General features: G+C 68.7%; 17 protein-coding genes and 1 pseudogene. 8 read left to right on the top strand and 10 right to left on the bottom strand.

Going from position 1 to position 17227, the window contains the following annotated elements:
• Positions 1 to 30 precede the first annotated feature (30 nt).
• Positions 31 to 1245 carry a hypothetical protein gene (locus ACIREO_RS24320; RefSeq protein ID WP_404113709.1) on the bottom strand — a complete coding sequence of 405 codons (1215 nt, stop codon included), beginning with the start codon at positions 1243 to 1245 and terminating at the stop codon, positions 31 to 33.
• Between the two features lie 1158 nt (positions 1246 to 2403).
• Between ACIREO_RS24320 and ACIREO_RS24315 the strand changes: the two genes are divergently transcribed.
• Entirely contained in the window at positions 2404 to 2772 is a 369-nt protein-coding gene (locus ACIREO_RS24315; RefSeq protein ID WP_404113708.1) for a VOC family protein, read from the top strand.
• Positions 2773 to 3126: 354 nt separating this feature from the next.
• Here ACIREO_RS24315 and ACIREO_RS24310 read toward each other — a convergent pair whose 3' ends face one another.
• On the bottom strand, positions 3127 to 4326 hold the full coding sequence (locus ACIREO_RS24310) for a serine hydrolase domain-containing protein (protein WP_404113706.1): 1200 nt from the start codon (positions 4324 to 4326) through the stop codon (positions 3127 to 3129).
• Positions 4327 to 4927: 601 nt separating this feature from the next.
• Here ACIREO_RS24310 and ACIREO_RS24305 point away from each other — a divergent pair.
• Both ACIREO_RS24305 and ACIREO_RS24300 read left to right on the top strand, forming a co-directional pair.
• Entirely contained in the window at positions 4928 to 5182 is a 255-nt protein-coding gene (locus ACIREO_RS24305; protein WP_404114063.1) for a nucleoside monophosphate kinase, read from the top strand.
• Between the two features lie 6 nt (positions 5183 to 5188).
• On the top strand, positions 5189 to 5929 hold the full coding sequence (locus ACIREO_RS24300) for a class I SAM-dependent DNA methyltransferase (protein ID WP_404113705.1): 741 nt from the start codon (positions 5189 to 5191) through the stop codon (positions 5927 to 5929).
• 123 nt (positions 5930 to 6052) lie between these two features.
• Here the strand turns inward: ACIREO_RS24300 and ACIREO_RS24295 are convergent.
• Positions 6053 to 6337 (bottom strand): annotated as a pseudogene (locus ACIREO_RS24295) (SAM-dependent methyltransferase); the annotation flags it as partial.
• Between the two features lie 83 nt (positions 6338 to 6420).
• Complete coding sequence (locus ACIREO_RS24290) at positions 6421 to 6792, bottom strand: MerR family transcriptional regulator (RefSeq protein ID WP_404114061.1); 372 nt, start codon at positions 6790 to 6792, stop codon at positions 6421 to 6423.
• Positions 6793 to 6933: 141 nt separating this feature from the next.
• On the opposite strand from ACIREO_RS24290, the gene ACIREO_RS24285 reads away from it, so the two are divergent.
• Positions 6934 to 7881 (top strand): alpha/beta hydrolase family protein, encoded by a 948-nt coding sequence (locus ACIREO_RS24285; RefSeq protein ID WP_404113703.1) that lies wholly within the window; start codon positions 6934 to 6936, stop codon positions 7879 to 7881.
• A gap of 268 nt (positions 7882 to 8149) precedes the next feature.
• Here ACIREO_RS24285 and ACIREO_RS24280 read toward each other — a convergent pair whose 3' ends face one another.
• Positions 8150 to 8629: a MarR family winged helix-turn-helix transcriptional regulator gene (locus ACIREO_RS24280; protein WP_404113701.1), complete on the bottom strand. Its 480-nt coding sequence runs from the start codon at positions 8627 to 8629 to the stop codon at positions 8150 to 8152.
• Between the two features lie 91 nt (positions 8630 to 8720).
• On the opposite strand from ACIREO_RS24280, the gene ACIREO_RS24275 reads away from it, so the two are divergent.
• Complete coding sequence (locus ACIREO_RS24275) at positions 8721 to 9608, top strand: alpha/beta fold hydrolase (protein ID WP_404113699.1); 888 nt, start codon at positions 8721 to 8723, stop codon at positions 9606 to 9608.
• Positions 9609 to 9650: 42 nt separating this feature from the next.
• Here ACIREO_RS24275 and ACIREO_RS24270 read toward each other — a convergent pair whose 3' ends face one another.
• Positions 9651 to 9902, bottom strand: a complete 252-nt coding sequence (locus tag ACIREO_RS24270) for a hypothetical protein (protein WP_404113697.1) — start codon at positions 9900 to 9902, stop codon at positions 9651 to 9653.
• A 106-nt stretch (positions 9903 to 10008) separates the two neighbouring features.
• On the bottom strand, positions 10009 to 10503 hold the full coding sequence (locus tag ACIREO_RS24265; RefSeq protein WP_404113695.1) for an Lrp/AsnC family transcriptional regulator: 495 nt from the start codon (positions 10501 to 10503) through the stop codon (positions 10009 to 10011).
• A gap of 73 nt (positions 10504 to 10576) precedes the next feature.
• On the opposite strand from ACIREO_RS24265, the gene ACIREO_RS24260 reads away from it, so the two are divergent.
• Positions 10577 to 11587, top strand: coding sequence for a DMT family transporter (locus tag ACIREO_RS24260; protein ID WP_404113693.1), 1011 nt, complete (start codon positions 10577 to 10579; stop codon positions 11585 to 11587).
• Between the two features lie 237 nt (positions 11588 to 11824).
• Here ACIREO_RS24260 and ACIREO_RS24255 read toward each other — a convergent pair whose 3' ends face one another.
• The 3 genes from ACIREO_RS24255 to ACIREO_RS24245 all read right to left on the bottom strand — a co-directional run bounded on the left by ACIREO_RS24255 (position 11825) and on the right by ACIREO_RS24245 (position 14176).
• The gene (locus tag ACIREO_RS24255; protein WP_404113691.1) at positions 11825 to 12118 is read right to left on the bottom strand and encodes a DUF1330 domain-containing protein; all 294 of its coding nucleotides are present in this window, start codon (positions 12116 to 12118) and stop codon (positions 11825 to 11827) included.
• A 112-nt stretch (positions 12119 to 12230) separates the two neighbouring features.
• A complete protein-coding gene (locus ACIREO_RS24250; RefSeq protein WP_404113689.1) occupies positions 12231 to 13691 on the bottom strand; it encodes an MFS transporter in 1461 nt (486 codons plus the stop codon).
• Positions 13692 to 13717: 26 nt separating this feature from the next.
• The gene (locus ACIREO_RS24245; RefSeq protein WP_404113688.1) at positions 13718 to 14176 is read right to left on the bottom strand and encodes a MarR family winged helix-turn-helix transcriptional regulator; all 459 of its coding nucleotides are present in this window, start codon (positions 14174 to 14176) and stop codon (positions 13718 to 13720) included.
• A gap of 497 nt (positions 14177 to 14673) precedes the next feature.
• On the opposite strand from ACIREO_RS24245, the gene ACIREO_RS24240 reads away from it, so the two are divergent.
• A complete protein-coding gene (locus tag ACIREO_RS24240) occupies positions 14674 to 16041 on the top strand; it encodes an MFS transporter (RefSeq protein ID WP_404113686.1) in 1368 nt (455 codons plus the stop codon).
• Positions 16038 to 17225, top strand: a complete 1188-nt coding sequence (locus ACIREO_RS24235) for an FAD-dependent monooxygenase (protein ID WP_404113684.1) — start codon at positions 16038 to 16040, stop codon at positions 17223 to 17225. Before ACIREO_RS24240 ends, ACIREO_RS24235 begins: the two co-directional genes overlap by 4 nt.
• Positions 17226 to 17227 lie beyond the last annotated feature (2 nt).

Raw genomic sequence — 17227 nt, 5'->3', positions numbered from 1 at the left:
CGCTGCACGGGTGTACGGACACGGCACCCCTCACGTCGCGGGGATACCGGGCACCTTCACGTTCACCTCGCCGCAGCCGACGCGCTTCGCCTCCTCCTTGACGTACGACGGCAGAACGGCAAGGGCGAGCGACTCGTCGTCGTGCGACCCGCCGTCCTTCTCCGGCTCATACGCCACGAACGCGACCCGGCCGGACCGGCAGTCCGCCGTGTAGACGCTCAGGCCGCCCGCATAGGCACCCTGCCCGTCACCGCCGAGACCCGTGGCCCGGTTTCCGAGCGCCCGGGACACGACGCCGGCCAGCTCCGGGTCCGCCACGGTCAACAGCCGGAGCCTGCTCGGGCCGAAGGGCTGCCTCACGTCGCACGCCCGGACCCCGCCCGCCGCCGGAGTGCCCGGCGTGGTGCCTACGGCCTTCGCTTCGAACTCACGAGCCCACTCCGGCAGCCGGACACCCCGGATTCCGCAGAGCCGGTCGGCGTCGACGTCCGGAAGTTCGTTGCCCTCCGGGGCGCGGGGGAGCTTCTGCGGGTCGTCGTACCGGGCGTCGCAGCCGTACCGTTCCATGACCCCGTTGGCCAGCCGCACAACCGCTCGGGACATCGCGTCGAGGCCCCGCCGCGCGTCGACCACGTTCTGGCCTTCGGGGTCGGACGCGTCCGAGGCGAGGCTGACCACCCGCAACGGCGGTTTCTCGCCCGGCTCGTAATACCGTTCCGCACAGCTCGACGGGAGCTTCACCCAGGCACGGGTGGAGGACGCCATGCCGGGGATCCCGTCGCCGAGCGGTGTCATACGTGAGGAGAGGTACTCCTCCGTCCAGCTCCACGCCTGCGCGCCCCGCAACTCCCCCAGCGTCCGCACCGACGCCGTGACCTCCGACTCCAGTTCGTCGGCTCCGAACCCCTGCATGCTGCACTCCGTGTGCATGTGGTCCTCCGTGGCCCGGCGCAACGGCAGCTCACGGCTGCGGACATCCGTGTCCGAGAACAGCGCATGCGCTACATCGGGCGAGAGCGAACCCCAGCACACGTCCCGCTCCACGAGGGGCAGTTCGTCGGAGCGCCACGCCATGACGCCCCAACCCAGCAGCGCCCCGACAAGCCCGCCGATGACAGCGACACCACCCCGGCCACGGGAGAACCGTCGCATGCGGCCCCGAAGCTTCGGCGCGGAGGACTGCAGGGTGGAGGTCTGAGGAGGTACGGGCCCATCCGCCTCGGGGGTCTCCGGTTCGTCCGTCATCTCGTCCTTTCCTCTCGGGGTCTGTCCCGGTCACCCTCGCGGCCCTGCGGCCGGGCGACTCCTCACTCCCCGCTCGCCAACGGCAGTCCGAGGAGGCTACCTGCCGGCTTCGGGGGCTCGAGGAGCGGGGCGACGTGACGGAGACGGAGCGATGAGGGCGGTCTTCACCGGCCTTGCGGACGGCATCGAGGAACTCGACGAGCTTCGTACAGGCAGAACCCGCACGGCTGAGGTGGTCTCTTGGCGGAATTAGGGACAACGGCGGCACGTGCCTGATGAAGTGACGCAGGGAAGGCGTTCGGTGCGGCACGTCCCCCCGGGGCCGGATCTGATCTCTCAGGAGAAAGGGCAACTAAGCTGTCAGAGGCAATGACCGCGCTGGCCGCGGCGGGCCGGGGATCTCGAGGGCGCGGAACTCCTGTGCCAGCGGGCTGTCCACGCCGGAGACACGGGCCCCTGGTCGAGCTGGCCTGGCGACGCGGGGAGTCTGGGGACCTCGACGGGGCGGAACGCCTCGCCCAGCGGGCCGTCGACATCGCGGGCAGGGAGGCCCTGATACGGTCGGCGCGGCTACGCGAACGGTCCGGAGGCGCCGAAGGCGGGAACGGTTGAGGCTCCACGGGCCGAAGGCTGACGGTTGAGTCGGCAAGCCGCTACGGCTCGGCCGCCAGCTCGTAGCTCCATGTCTCGTACAACTCCTGGGTGGGTCACGCAAGTGGTGCTGTTCATGACGAAGGTCGAGCCGCGTGCGGCGACCCGAGGTGCCCATCGCGGCGGCGTCCTCGACACCGGCACCGGCTCCTACCGCCTCGCCAGCGCGCGAGCAAGCGCCCGAGCACGCGCCGAAGAGCCTGCCATGACCGGCTGACACCTGGGGACTACTTCCTCGTCAGGCCATTGTGCTGCGCTCGCGAAGGCGTTCGACACGCGTGGCGTAGTGAACGCGACAGGAGCGTGTTGCAGCAACGGCTGGTGCTGTTGAGCACCGCCATCTTGAAGTGGCTGGCCAGCGGGGCGGCGTGACCTCGTTTCGAGTGGCTCGTGCTGGTCGTGGGCGGCAGACTGTGTTGCAGATCGTCCGGCGGGGTGGTTCTGCCGATGAGTTCACCGTCCTCGAACGGTCTACCCAGCGACACGACCGTTCTCGACAGGAGTGCCATGTCCACCATCCAGCCCGTGATCGTGACCGCCGACCACGACGTTCTACTCGGCTTCTATACGGAATTGTTCGGCGCTGAGGAAATCTTCCGGGTACCGGAGGATGGCCCGGCCTTCTACCTCGGCTTGCGGATCGGCGACACCGACCTGGGGCTGGTGACCAAGGAGGACCCGGGGACCGGGGCGGCGTCGCGGATCCTGCTCAGCATCGGTGTCGACGACGTCGACGAGACGCTCGGCCGGGTGGCGGCGCTGGGCGGCTCGGTCAGCGGTGGCCCCAACGACATGCCGTGGGGACAGCGCGTCGCCCACATTCAGGACCCCGACGGCAACCCGGTGAACCTCACTCAGCCGATCCCGGCCCGGTGACGCCGTTCCGGGTACATGTGCTGATCGTGGGCTGCCTGCGGTAGAGGTCAATTGCCGTTAGTGGCCTCGATGTTCGTCAGGACGAGCAGTGCGTGGAACAGGTGGGCGGCGCGGGTGGGGTCAGTACGGAGCTTGGTGAGGATCCGCCAGTGCTACAGGTGGGTGAAGCCGCGTTCGACGGGGCTGCTCCGGCGGCCAGGACCCGGTTTGCCCCTTCTCGGCGGATGCGAGCCTGCGGGCGCGGGCGCCCTTGAAGCCGGTGACGACCACGGGATCGTCCCCGCCGTCGTCCAGGCCGAGGAAGCCCAGGCCGGGGGATGCCCCTGCCTACTGCTGCCGCCAACGGCAGTTGCGCTACTGGGGGTGTGCGGGTCGGCCCTCGCACAGCCCGGTCTCGACGGCGGCCTTCATGTCGGCGTCCTGCGCGTCTGTGCCACCGGGGTCGAGGTTCACCATGACCGTGGCCTGCCGGCCGTCGACCGTAGCGCCGCCGGCGGTCTGGAAGCCGAAGATGTCGCCGCCGTGCCCCCAGTAGAGGCCGCCGCAGGGCAGGGGCCTGCTCTCGAGGCCCAGGCCGTAGGCCCGGCCGTCGTCACTGCCGGTCGGCCGGGCCTTCATCATCGCGTTGAGCTGGGCCGGACGCAGCAGCCTGCCGCGTACGAGTGCGCCCAGGAACCGGTTGAGGTCGGAAGCGCTGGAGATCATCTCGCCGGATGCGCCCGCGATGGACGGGTTGATCACGGTGAGATCCATGAGCGGCGCGTCCTCACCGGGGCGTACATATCCGCGTGGGTGCGGTCCGGGGATCGCCGTGTCCTCACCCGGCACAGACGTGTCGTGCAGGCCGAGCGGGGTGATGATGCGCCGACGGATCTCCTTGTCGTAGGGGTGGCCGGTCACCTTCTCGATGAGCATGCCGGCCAGCAGGTAGTTGGTGTTGGAGTAGTGCCATTCGGAGCCGGGCTTCTCAAAGGTCGGGGGGTGGGCGAGCGCGAGGTTTACCAGGTCACGGGTGCCCTGGTGGGCGAGCGGGTCCGCGAGAATCTGCTGCGGGTTGAGGTAGTCGAGGTAGTCGGGCAGGCCGCTGGAGTGCTGGAGCAGCTGGCGGACGGTGATTTTCCGCCCGTCGTGGCCCTGGCCACGGACGACACCGGGCAGGTAGCGCTCCACCGGTGCGTCGAGGGCGACGCGGTGCTCTCCCACCAGTTGGAGTACGACGGTGGCAACGAACGGCTTGGTCATGCTGCCGATCCGGAACCTGCTGTCGCCGCGCATCGGCACCTGGCTCGTCGCGTTCGCGACTCCGCTGGTCAGCGCCGTGCTGTCGTGCCGGTTCCGGACCTCGACGAGCGCTCCCGGCCCACCGTCGACGGTGGTCAGTCGGTGCAGAAGGTCACGTAGCCGCAGATCCCCGGAGGTGTTGGCGGACCATACGGCGGTGGTCTTTGTCTCAGTACCCGCGAAGGCGGAGTTACCCGGCAGCGCGCCTACCGTGACGCCGATCGCGATGGCCAGAGCGAGTGCGCCACCCAGCGCACGCTTGTGCTTGATCACGTGTTTTCCTCCGTCGTAGTAACAAGATCACTGCAGCTGCGGCGGCCGGCTACGAAGAGCTCTTCACGCCCGCCGTTCCCGTGCCACCTCACGGTGCCCGAACGGAGCCGGCCACCGCGATGGAGAGATCATCCGGATCGGTGGTGGGGATAACCCCCGGTAAGGCCCAATGACCGAACTTGCCGATGCCAGGCCGGACATGAGGCCGACCGAACCGTCGTTGCCCGCGCGTCGTCGCCACCCGCCCCGCCCGCCGAGAAGGAAGCCAATCGCATCCTCGCCGCCGGATGCGCCCCGGCCGTCGCTGACTTCGCCCACCTGAAGAACTGGCGGATCCTCACCGGACTCCGCACCGACCCCGCCCACGACCAGCCCGAGCACCCCGAACCGGCCTCGCGCCAGCACCCTGTCCAGCCACGTCGAGATGGCGCAGCTTCTGTGACTACGGGTTCGCCGAGGCGGATGGCCTGTTGCCGTTCTCGTTGCATCTCGAGCAACCGTCGAGAGCGCCGGTCGGTCTTGTCCAGTACCGAGGCCGAAGCAGTGCCCTTGTCGACGGGGCGACATCACGGTGCCTATCAACTGCTGAACGCTCACGCACATACGCGCCGGCCTTCTGGTTCCGGACGGCGTCACGATCGGGGCCGTCAACGAGCGCCCGGCCCGCCCGGACACCGAGCGGGGACTCCTGCTGGACGGCTTCCCCCGCAATCTTGCCCAGGCGGAGGCGCTGGGCGGCATCCTGGCCGACTCGAAGTCGAGGCTGGACGCCGTGCTCGACCTGCGAAGCCTTGTGCGGTCGGGGCCGGTGGAAGGTAAATGTGTCGACAGCACCCCTCGGTTCCCGGCAAAGTGACCGCCCGTGACGAGCAGTGAACTGTGGACCCGTGCTACCGCCGACCGCTACGACGCCGAGGAGACCGAAACGTCCTCGGCTGCCGTTCTCGAACCGACTCTTGCCTTCCTGGCTGAGCTCGCCGGGGACGGCCGGGCACTGGAGTTCGCGATCGGGACCGGACGAGTGGGTGTACCGCTCCGGGAACGCGGCGTGCCGGTAGTGGGCATCGAACTGTCCGAGCACATGACAGCGGTGCTGCGGCGCAAGATCGACGAGAGCACGCTTCCGGTATCCATCGGGGACATGGCTACCACCGTCGTCCCCGGCGAGTTCACCCTGGTCTATCTCGTCTACAACACCATCACGAACCTGCTCACGCAGGACGAGCAGGTCGAGTGCTTCCGCAACGCCGCACGTCATCTGGAGCCCGGCGGCCGATTCGTCATCGAGCTGGGCGTGCCGCCGCTGCGGTTGCTGCCACCCGGCCAGGTCGCGGTGCCGTTCGATGTCTCCGAGCGGCATCTCGGCTTCGACACCTTCGACCTGGTCGAGCAGATTCTCGTATCGCACCACTTCACCCGCGACGGCGACGACGGCCGCTACCGTCGCGGCAGCTCCCGGCAGCGGTATGCCTGGCCGGCAGAGCTCGACCTGATGGCACGGATCGCCGGGCTCGAACTGGAACGTCGCGTCGCGGACTGGGACGGGGTGCCGTTCACCGAGGACTCAGCGAAGCACATCTCCGTGTGGCGCAAACCGGCCTGAGGTCGACCACCAGGTCGTCGATGTGCGCCGTGCAGCTCGGGAAGTGCCATGCGAGTCGAGACCCTGGGCGTGGATCCTGGGCCCACCGCCCGCGGTAGCCGCGGGGGTCCGTGCCACCCGAATACGTCCCTTGGGACCGCTCGTGAGCAGGGCGCGGGCGCGGGAGAGGTCGACCGGGTCGTTGTCGACGTAGACCACCCGCGTCTCGGGGGCGGTGCGTTGGGCGATCTGGTGCACGTTCTCTGCGGTCGGCAGGCCTGTGCCGATGTAGAGGAACTGGCGGATGCCGTCGTCCTCGGCCAGCGTGGTGACGGCGCGCCGCAAGTAGTCGCGGTTGTGCCGCGCCTTGCAGCCGTCGATCCTCCTTCTCAGCTCTTGGGGATCCTGGCTGAGGGTGTCACCGGACATGGGCGCCTCCTGACAACGCGAACCGGGGTGGTGGTCAACAACCCACCGCCCAGGCCGACATGGCGGTTCCGCCCCGCACCTGATCACTGGATTCGGCAGCGTTGACCCGTTCGCCAGTTCGCGGTGGCGGCGGCGATGACGGTGCCCAGCCTGTCCCGGGTACTCACCAGATCGCCGATCCGGCTGTCGATGCGGTCCCGTTCCGCCGACAGCCGGTCGAGCAGCTCGGGCGTGGCCTCACCGTTCACGACATACGGCAGCAGATCCGTGATCGACCTGCTCGGCAGCCCGGCGGCGTACAACTGCTGGATCAACTGGACACGGTCGACCGCGCTGTCCGGGTACTGCCGCTGACCGCTGGGGCTGCGTTCCGAGGCGAGCAGGTTCTGCTCCTCGTAGTAACGCAGCGCCCGAACGCTGACGCCTGTCCTGGTGGCGAGTTCGCCGATGCGCATCATGTCTCTCCGATGTGAGCCGGACAACATTTCTTGCCTCTGACGCCAACGTCAGGTTTTAGCGTATCCCGCAACGGCTCACCCCTCCGCCGAGGCCAGGGACGAGACCGTGACCAGCCTGCTCGACAGAAGGATCTGCAAATGACCACATCAGACGCGGCGACAACAGACATCCCCATCACCGCCCCCTCCCCCGTCATCTCGGTGAAACCGGCGGTGCTGGAAGCACCGGGACGTGGTGAGGGCCTGCAGGTGAGAATTTCCGCGCCGACCACCGGGAGTGAACTGCCGGTCATCGTCTTCTCCCACGGCTTCGGTTCTTCGTTGAACGGTTACGGCCCGCTGACCGATTTCTGGGCTGCTCACGGCTTCGTGGTGATTCAGCCCACCCATCTCGACTCCAGGACCGTGGGTCTCCCCCAGGACGATCCCCGCACGCCACGGCTCTGGCGCTTCCGCGTCCAGGACATGAAGCACATCCTTGACCAGCTTGATCTGCTGGAGGCCGCAGTTCCCGGTCTGGACGGGCGTCTGGACCGAGACCGCATCGCCGCGGTCGGCCACTCCTTCGGCGGCCAGACGGCCGGCACTCTGCTCGGCCTGCGCGTTCTCGATCCGGTGAGCGGAAAAACGGAAGACCTGTCCGACTCGCGGATCAAGGCGGGCGTGCTGCTTGCCACGGCCGGCAGGGGCGGGGCCGACCTGACCCCCTTCGCGGCCGAGAACCTCCCGTGGCTGAAGGGGCCGGACTTCGCGCACATGACCACGCCGACGCTCGTGGTCGCCGGGGACAGGGACGAGCTTCCGCTGTCCGTCAGAGGACCGGAGTGGCTCGCCGACCCGTACCACCTGAGCCCGGGGCACAAGAGCCTGCTCACCCTCTTCGGGGCGGAGCACTCCCTCGGCGGAATCGCCGGTTACGAAGTGCGGGAGACGACGGACGAGAACCCCGAGCGCGTGGCTCTGATCCAACGGGTCACCTGGGCGTATCTTCGCCACGCACTCCGCGTCGAGGACACCGGCTGGACGGCAGCGCAAAAGACCTTGTCCCAGAGCGTCACCCCCATGGGGCGGATCGAATCCAAGTGAAGCTCAGCCCGTACATCCGATGAACCCGGTCCGCCCTCAAGTCCGCTTGCGGAAGATCGCGCCGGAACCCGGGCGGCACGCCTGCTTCGCCGGGTCACGGTCGTCCGCCTCACCGGCAACCTCAACCGCAAGGCTGGATTCGTCGACGTCAGCGACCTCGACCCCGCCACTTCGTGAGGCCAGAACTTGCGGCGCGAAGCCGACAGCTGGACGCCACTGACACAGGTCCCGGGCCCATCCGACCCGACCGTTGCTGCCCGGCGCTGCGCTAGGACGGACCCCCGAGGTCACGCGCCATCCAGCCAGGCGTGTCCAAGCGAATGGGGGCGGCGTCGACCAGTGTCGCCAGATGCCTTTCCAGGCGCTCGAGTTCGCCCGGGCCGATCCGCCGTTCCCAGCCGTCCCGCAGTTCGTCGAAGATCTCTTCGCCCTGGCGCAACACGTCGAAGCCGAGGGCGGTGACCTGGAGGCGTTTGCGGCGGGCGTCGAGGGGGTCGGTCTCGCGTGTCACGTATCCGCGCTCCTGCAGGGCCGCGATCGTCTTCGCGGCCGCCTGCTTGGAGACGGACAAGCGGCGGCCGAGCCGCGTGGCGTCATCGGCGCCCGCCGCGATGGCCCGCATGGCGAAGTCGTGGACGGGGCGTACGTCCTGGTGGCCGCGCCGAGCAAGCTCGTCGGTCGCATCGTCCACCAGCGAACGGAAGCCCCCGAGCAGGAGCAGCGCGAGATCGGCACCGGAACGGGACATGGCAGCAGAGTACGGGAAGAGCTTGAGCTTGCCTTTTGACAACCAGGTTGACTATTATCTGGCAACCAAGTTGTCCAATCGGGGAGATGCGATGCACGCGATACCAGTCGGCGCGACGATTCCGGGGCTCACCCACCACAGCGTCGAGGTGAACGGAACCACGCTGCACTACGTGGCGGCGGGCACCGGTGGAACCCCGATTCTGCTGGTCCACGGCTTCCCCGAGACCTGGTGGTCCTTCCACAAGCTCATCCCGCTGCTCGCCGCCCACCACCGCGTGTTCGCCGTCGACCTGCGCGGGTTCGGCGACTCCGGCAACGGGCCGGGCACGTACGACAGCGCTACCACAGCCGAGGACCTGCACCTTCTGATCGAGCATCTCGGCGTGGGGCCTGTGCATCTCACCGGGCAGGACATCAGCGGGGCGAGCGTGTTCCGCCTCGCGACCACGCACCCGCGGGACGTGCTCAGCCTCACTGCGATCGAGACGGGGCTCCCCGGGTTCGGAATGGAGGCGCTGGCCGACATCACCCACGGCGGTGTCTGGTACATCGGGGTTCTCGCTGCACCCGGCATCCCCGAGATGCTGCTGACCGGCCGCGAGCGCGAGTTCCTGGGGCAGTTCGTGTTCCCCGCCTTGAGCACGACCCCGGGAGCCATCACCGAGGCCGACATCGGCGAGTTCGCCCGCACCTACGCGCGGCCCGGCGGATGGCGCGGAGCGATCGGGCTCTACCGGTCGATGCTGCGCGAGGGCTCCGAGATCACGGCCCTCGCCCGGACGCCCGGACTGAACGTGCCCGTTCTCGCGGTCGGAGCCCGCGCAGGTTCCTTCACCCTCACCACCATGACCCGGGCCGCGGCGAGCGAAGTGAGCTCGGCCTCTCTCGACGGTGTCGGTCACTACGCAGCGATGGAGGCTCCCGAAGAACTGGCCAAGGCAATCACCGAGTTCACGGGACGCATCGACACGCCGTGACGAACAGGCTCGGCATACCGCCGTGCGGGAGCAGCCGACGCCCTACTTGCAGGACCGGTACGCGTATCCCGCCCGGACATGATTCTCGTACCGGTCCTCGAAGGTGTGCTTACCGTCCGAGTTGCGCTTGATCTTGAAGCTGTTCCTGCCGCCTCGGTACTCCAGGAACGGGTCCTTGCCCCGGGCGGTCGACCCACGGGTCTTGGCCAGTTGCCCACGTAGACGAGGATTCTTCATGTTGTGCGTGAACTTGCGGCCGTCACTGCCGTACTCGGGCCCGGATCTGCTCTTCATGGGCGGCGCCTACCTCGCTGCGGAGCTCACGGCCTTGTCGACGAGCGCCAGGTCGTTGTGCATCCTGTCGTTCTCGGCGGTGGCAAGGCACTCTTTCCGGAATCAGTCAGCGGGCTCTGCGCGAGAAGCGGGGCCGATCGGGGCCGGCCGGCTCGATGCAGCGGGACTGGACGTGCTCGTACGCCATGGTGGTCTGCACGTCGGCGACTTCGCGGCGTTCGGTGAGGCGGTCGATGACGAAGGCGTACACGCCGTCGACATTCGGGACGGCGATGTGGATGAGGAAGTCGTGAGGGCCTGAGGTGACGAACAGGCCGATCACCTCGGGCAGTCGTGCCGCCCATTCCCGGAACCCCTCGATGACGGGGCGGGCCGGGGGCCGGATGCGCACCGAGATAAGTGCCTGGACGGGCCGGCCGGCCGCGTCGAGGTCCAGGGCGGCGTGGTAGCCGGTGATCACACCACTCTCGCGCAGCAGCCGTACTCGCTCGAGCGACGTGGAGGGCGAGACTCCGGTCTTGGCGGCGAGGTCGCGGTTCGTCTGCCGTGCATCGTTCTGCAGCTCCCGCAGAAGGGCCAGGTCCAGCGCATCAAGTTCCATGAAATGGACCCTACGGCGTATGACGTGCGGACAGTAGCCGCATTGCTTGGCATTTTGCTTAGTCTCGCTGGCTATGGATACACGAACGAACGACCCGCTTCTCGGTGCAGGGCTGGTGCTTGGCGCGGCCGTGCTGTGGGGCACGGTCGGCCCCGCTCAGGTGCTTGCGTCCAGTCCCATGGCGCCGATGGCCCTGGGAGGCTGGAGGCTGCTCGTGGGCGGGATGATCCTGGGGATCTTCACTATCCGCCGGAACACCGTGCGGGCGCTGACAGCGGGCACGGTGGTGCGCCCCCTGCTGATCTGCGCAGTGTCTACGGGAGTCTTCCAGGCGGCCCTACTGTCCTCGGTGGCGCGGACCGGGGCGGCCCTGGCCACGGTGGTCGCCATGGGCGTCGCCCCCGCGGCGATCGGGCTGTGTGCCCGGTGGGTCACTGGTGAACGGATGACAGCCGTCTGGATGGCCGGTACCGCCGCGGCCATCGCCGGCTGCGTCCTGTTGCTGGCGCCGGGGAGCGAAGGCGTGGACGCGCTGGGCATGATCCTGGCCGTGGCCGCCGGTGTTTGCTACGGCCTGTACACCGCTTTTGCCAAGAAACTGGCTGCTGTCGCTCCCGCTGCCCAGCTGCCCGGGCTTGCCGCGCTGTCCCTGCTCGCAGGAGCCCTCCCGCTGGCACCCTGGATGGTCAACAGCGCCGCTCCCGTGCAGCAGGGCGCCACCTTCACCCTGGTCGCCTGGCTGGGCGTGGCGACCACCGCCCTCGCTTACCGGTTGTTCACCACAGGCCTCACCAAGGTGCGCGCGACCACGGCCGGAACCCTCAGCCTCGCCGAGCCCCTGGCCGCTGCGCTGATCGGCGTGCTCCTGCTCCATGAGCACCTCTCGCCGGTGGCTTGGGCCGGCGGCGCGCTGATTCTCACAGGAATGATCACCATGTGCCTGCCGCCGCGCTTCTTGCCCCGCTCCGCACGGGTGCCGCGGATTTCCCACGGCCGGGGCACCACGTCCGCCGAAACCCTAGAATCTCTCGCACCCGGCGAACGAAGTCCAGAACCGCTGTCGCAGGTCCGCACGTCTGCCTAGCCTTTTCCTTGCCTGGTCGAGACTGAACTGCGGGAGGCGGCCCGCCGGGAGCTGCCGGCCGGTCTCGAGGTGCACCTGATCCTCGACAACTACGCGACCCACAAGACACCGGCGGTCAAGAAGTGGCTGCTGGCCCACCCTCGATTACCAGTGTCGTAGCTCAGACGTTGAAGCGCCCTGGCCAAGAGCGGCAGGTACGAGGCGGGGCTGACCTGAGCGAGCACCCGGTAGGCGTCGTCAGTCGAGGCCTTCGATGATGCGGAAGTCGCGCTCGACGCCGTCAGCAAGTGCGGCCAGCGCCTCCTGGTAGGCCGCACTCGCATGTGCGGCGACCGCCTGTTCGAAGTTGTCGAACTCGATCAGGACGGTGCGCGCGGCGATTCCGGCGTCGTGTGCGACGCCCCGGTCGCTGCGGGCGAGCGCCCGCCCCCCCGCGGCCTTGACGGCTGGACCAGCCAGTTTGTTGTAGGAAGCCAGCTTCTCGGGGTCCGCAATGGTGCGGTAGGCGCTGACCCGATAGCCCTTGGTCACGGTACCTCCTGTGTTCGGAACTGATGCTCAGAAGCGTGCTCAGATCCATGGCCGGCGCGCTGTGGGTCAGCGAGCCGACGGAGACGGCATCGAAGTTGGAAGGCTTCTGTCCTCAGCTTTCGGTTCGACTCGACCGGCCCAGGCCCGGCACACCGACTGGGGCTGTGATCGGATTCGTCTCGGGTGAGCGTCGACGGGTGAGGGCGAGGGCGAGGCCGGCCATCGTCGTGATCGCCATCGCGGCGACGCCGACCAGCGCCGCGGTCGTGTAGGCGTCGTCGTTCGGGAAGAGGCGGCCCGTGGCGGTGCCGGCGGCCAGGATCAGACCGCCGACGGCGCTGCCCAGGGAGTACCCGACGCTGCGGACGACGTAGTTGAAGCTCATGGCGCTCGACGTCTCGCTCTTGGGGGTGACGGCCAGGATGACGCCGGGCATGGCGGCCGAGAAGCTGCCGACGCCGAAGCCCAGCACGCCCATGGCCGCGAGCAGTTCGGCCAGGCTGGACCGGGCGGTGGCGAACAGGACGAACCCGCCGCCGACGATGGCGGCGCTGCCGGCCAGGAGCAGGGGGCCGTCGATCCATTCGCGGACCCGCGGCGTGAGCTTGCCGGCGATGAACCCCAGCACGGAGAACGGAATGAGGACCAGCCCCGCCACGAAGGTGGTCAGTCCGAAGCCGTAGCCGGCGCTGTGCGGCGTCTGCGCGTAGCGGGTGATGAGCGTGAGCAGGAGGTACATGCCGCTCCCGCCGACGAACATGACGATGTTCGCCCCGGCGACCGCCGGGTGCCGTACCGCCCGGACGTCGACCAGGGGCGTCTTGCTTCGCAGTTCGGAAACGGTCCAGAAGCTGAGCAGGAGTACGGCGGCGACGGCAAGGGTCACCGCCACGGCGAGGTGTCGGCTCCACAGGCTCATCTCGCCGGCCAGGAACAGAACGAGGAGCAGTCCACCCGCCAGGACGAGCGCACCGGCCACGTTCACGCGAGCGGAGCGGCCTTCGGGAGCTGCGGGCATGGAGCGCCACGCGGTCACGAAGGCGATGGCGGTGACGAGCAGGCCGAGGCCGTAGGCGGCCCGCAGTCCGCCGAACTCGGCGAGCAGCGCGGCCAGCGGGTAGCCGACGCCGGCTCCGATGATGGAGACCACTGAGATCAGGGCGATCGTGGCCGCGCTGCGCTCCTCGGGAAGATGGTCGCGGGCCACGCCCATCATCAGCGCGGTGAGACCGAGTCCGACGCCTTGGGCCGCTCTGCCCACGAGCAGCCAGGCGAACGGCAGCGGCAGCACGGTGAGCGCGCCGCCGACGACGACGATCGCCAGCGTGGCGAGAATCGTGGCCCGCCGGTGCGGACCGGCTCCGAGCCGGCCGAGGACGGGTGTGGCGACGGCGCCGCTGAGCAGGGCGATGGTCAGCGTCCACTGCGCGCTGTCGAGGGAGACGTGGAACGTGGTCGCCACGCTGGTGATGAGCGGCGTCCCGAGGCTGGCGACCGCCGCCACGACCAGGGCGATGAATATCAGGGCGGGGACCAGCAGACGTGCCTCGGAACGTATCAGGGCAGTGCTCATGGGCTGGTCATGAGCCTGGGACGCGGTCACCGGTGCGACTCCGCTCGGGCGTGGCTTTCGAGCTCCGCCAGATGCAGCAGCGCCGGAAGGGCTGCTGCCAAGACCTCGACCTCGTCACCGGTGAGTTCGTCGATCAACCGTGCGTACGCGTCGACGCCCGCCTGGTGTCGCGTCCGGACGTACGACGCGCCGGTCTCGGTCAGGCACACCAGCGTGACCCGCTTGTCGGACGGATCGCCCTTCCGGTCGACCAGCCCGGATTCCTCCATCACCCGGACCAGGACGGTCATCGCGGGCTGGGTGACGCCCTCGGCCACCGCCAGATCGGTGATCCGTCGCGGGCCGGTCCTGTCCAGGGTGGCCAAGGTGGCGGCGGACGTCAGGCTCATGTCGCGGGGAAGGCGTTTCACGGCCCTGGTGGCCAGACCGTAGAGGGCTGACCCGATGGCATGGGAAGCGCCGTGCGCGGCGTCTCGGTGACTCATGCCTGAAGCATAGCGGATTTATATGAACCCTTTATGCACCTCCCGATCAGGGTTCGCCGATCCTTGGCTCACAACGCGTTCGCGTAAAGATGAACGGCGTCGGCATTGATCGCCCTGCTGATCCCTTCGGAGGCGGCGTTGGTGACGCCGGTCGTGATCGCGGCGAGGATCTACGGCCACCACGTGCTGACGTGCGGCAGCGAGTCGCTCACCGCGGTTTTGAACACGGCGTCTCGGGACTCCCGGACGCCGTGCGGATCTCCGCGCGGCGCCGGGCGGCCGGCGTCGGCCTGGTGCGCAGGCACCAGGCGACGTGCGTGGCTGGTCCGGGTGCACCAGGTGAGGACGGCAGCAGGGGACGATGCCCGGCGCGGCGCCGGAAGGAAGTGTGGGAGGCGCGCGGATCTCGCGCGTTCCCGTTTCCTGGCTGTGTCTGGAGTGATCAACAGGTGATGAAAGGGACGTCTACGTCCGAGGCTGTCGACTCCCCTGTCCGCATGGGGAGGCTGTCGATCGGTGCCCTCGGCTTCCTGGCCCTCGCCCTCGGCACCTTGCAGTCCGTGGTGGAGCCCGCACTCCCGCTGCTCCAGGGTGAGCTGGGGGTCGGTCGCGGCGAAGGGGCATTGATCGGCAACGCGTTACTCATCACCGGAGCGGTCGTCACACCCGTCGCCGGCAAACTCGGGGACCGCTACGGCGGGAAGCGGGTGCTGGTCCGGCTGATGGCCGTGGTGTCGGTCGGTGGGCTGCTGGCAAGTCTGGCGCCGAACCTGCCGGTTCTGCTGCTCGGTCAGGTACTGCAGGGCGTCATGGTGGGTGCGCTGCCTCTCTCCTTCATCCTGGTGCGCAAACACCTCTCGCCAGGCGAGTCACAGGTGGCGATCGGGCTGGTCGTCGCACTGTTCACGGGCGGCAGCATGGTGGGAATGCTGTTCGCCGGGCCGATCGCGGAAGGAATGTCCTGGCACTGGATGTTCGCGCTGCCGACGATCGCGGTCATCGCGACGACATCGGTCGTGATGTGGCTGATGCCGCATGATCCGCCGATCCGGTCGGACGACAGGATCGACTGGCACGGCGTCCTTCTGCTGAGCGGCACGCTGCTCGCCTTCATGCTCGGGCTCGTGACGGTGACGGGGGACGGCGGCCTGCCGCCGCTCGCGGTCTGTGCCATCGCCCTGGGCGTGGCCGCCCTCGCGACCGGATGGGTCGCCGTCGAGCGCCGGGCGGCCTCGCCGATGGTCGATCTGCGAATGCTGGCAAGGCCTGCGATGCGGAACGCGTTCGTGTTCACCTTCGTCATCACCACCAGTTACGGGATGGTGGGCTTTCTTCTCCCGCAGCTGTTCGGTGTTTCGGCCGACGGGTACGGCTTCGGAGCCGGCACCACCGACATCGGGCTGCTCCTGCTGCCCGGCGCCATCGCCGGGTCGGTGAGCGATTCGGTCGGCGGGCTCGCGGCGCGGCGTCTCGGTCCGCGTGCCGTGGTCGTCGCGGGCACCGTCGTCACGGCGGCCACTATGTTCGCTCTGGCGGCGCTGCACACCGCGGAATGGCAGCTCGCCGTCGCCAAGGTCCTGACCGCGTTCGCCGCGGGCGTCGGCACCACGGCGTTGCTCGCCGGCACCGCCACCACTGTCGCGGCCGAGGACATCGGCGTCGCGACCAGCCTGCTCGTGGTGACGCGCGTGATCGGCGCCGCTCTGGGTGCCCAGATCGGCGGCGCGGTCCTCGACTCCGGGGCCGACCCACTGTCGGGCCTGCCGGCCGAATCGGCGTTCACCACAGGTTTCGCCGTCGCCGGCCTCGTCGCGGCACTGTCACTGCTCATCGTCCGTATCACGAAGAAGGGAGCCCAGGCATGACGAAGCGCAACGTTCTGATCTCCGGGGCCAGCATCTCCGGACCCGCGCTGGCGTACTGGCTGCACCGGTCAGGATTCGCGGTCACCGTGGTGGAGAAGGCAGGCACACTGCGCGGCGGTGGCTATCCGATCGACGTCCGCGGCAGCGCGATGGAGGTGGTCCGGCGGATGGGGATACTGCCGCAACTGCGGGACGCGCACATCGACTCGCGTCGCTGCACCTTCCTCAACCCCGATGGCAGTGAACTGGCGGCGGTCACTCCGCGTGCCGTCGCCGGCGGTGTCGATGGACAGGACATCGAGGTGCGTCGCGGGGATCTGGCCACGATTCTCCACGCGATGGTGCGCGACGACGTGGAGTTCCTGTTCGACGACTCCATCGACACCCTCGACCAGTCCGGAGAAGAGGTCGACGTCACCTTCCGCAGTGGGCGACGACGCACGTTCGACCTGGTGGTCGGCGCCGACGGTATGCACTCACATACCCGGGAGTCCCTGTTCGGCCCCGAAGAGCAGTTCCACCGCTACCTCGGCTACTGCTTCGCCATATTCACCATGCCGAACACCTTCGGGCTGTCCCACGAGCTCATGATGTGGAACACCCCGGGGAAGGCCGCGGCCCTCTACGCCGTCGGGGACAGCGATCAGGTGCACGCCTTCCTGAACTTTCACCAACCGGAACCGCCTTCCGTCGCGCTCCGGAACCCCGACGCCCAGCGGGAGCTGGTCGCCACGACCTTCGCGGGCGCGGGATGGGAGGTACCTGGCATGGTCAACGCCATGCGCGACGCGTCTGACCTGTTCTTCGACACGGCCGGTCAGATCCGCATGCCCCGCTGGTCCAGGGGCCGCGTCGCGCTCGTCGGCGACGCCGCGTACGCACCATCGTTCCTCACCGGCCAGGGCTCGAGCCTCGCGCTGGCCGGTGCCTACATGCTCGCCGACTCCCTGGCCTCGAACCGGGATCACTCTGAGGCCTTTGCCGCCTACGAGCGCGACGTACGCGAGTTCGTGAACATGAATCAGGCGCTGGTCGACAACGGCGGGGCCACCCTCTTTCCCACCACGGTGCGGGCCCTGGAACAACGCAACACCATGCTGCGTGGCCTCGTCACCATGCCCACGGCGGCGGCACGACCGGCCCACTCAGCCCTGGTGCTGCCCGAATCTGCCCCTCCGCGGTAAGC

The organism is Streptomyces sp. NPDC102441, from assembly GCF_044765585.1.
GTDB lineage: Bacteria > Actinomycetota > Actinomycetes > Streptomycetales > Streptomycetaceae > Streptomyces.
This window is presented reverse-complemented; position numbering and strand designations above follow the sequence as displayed.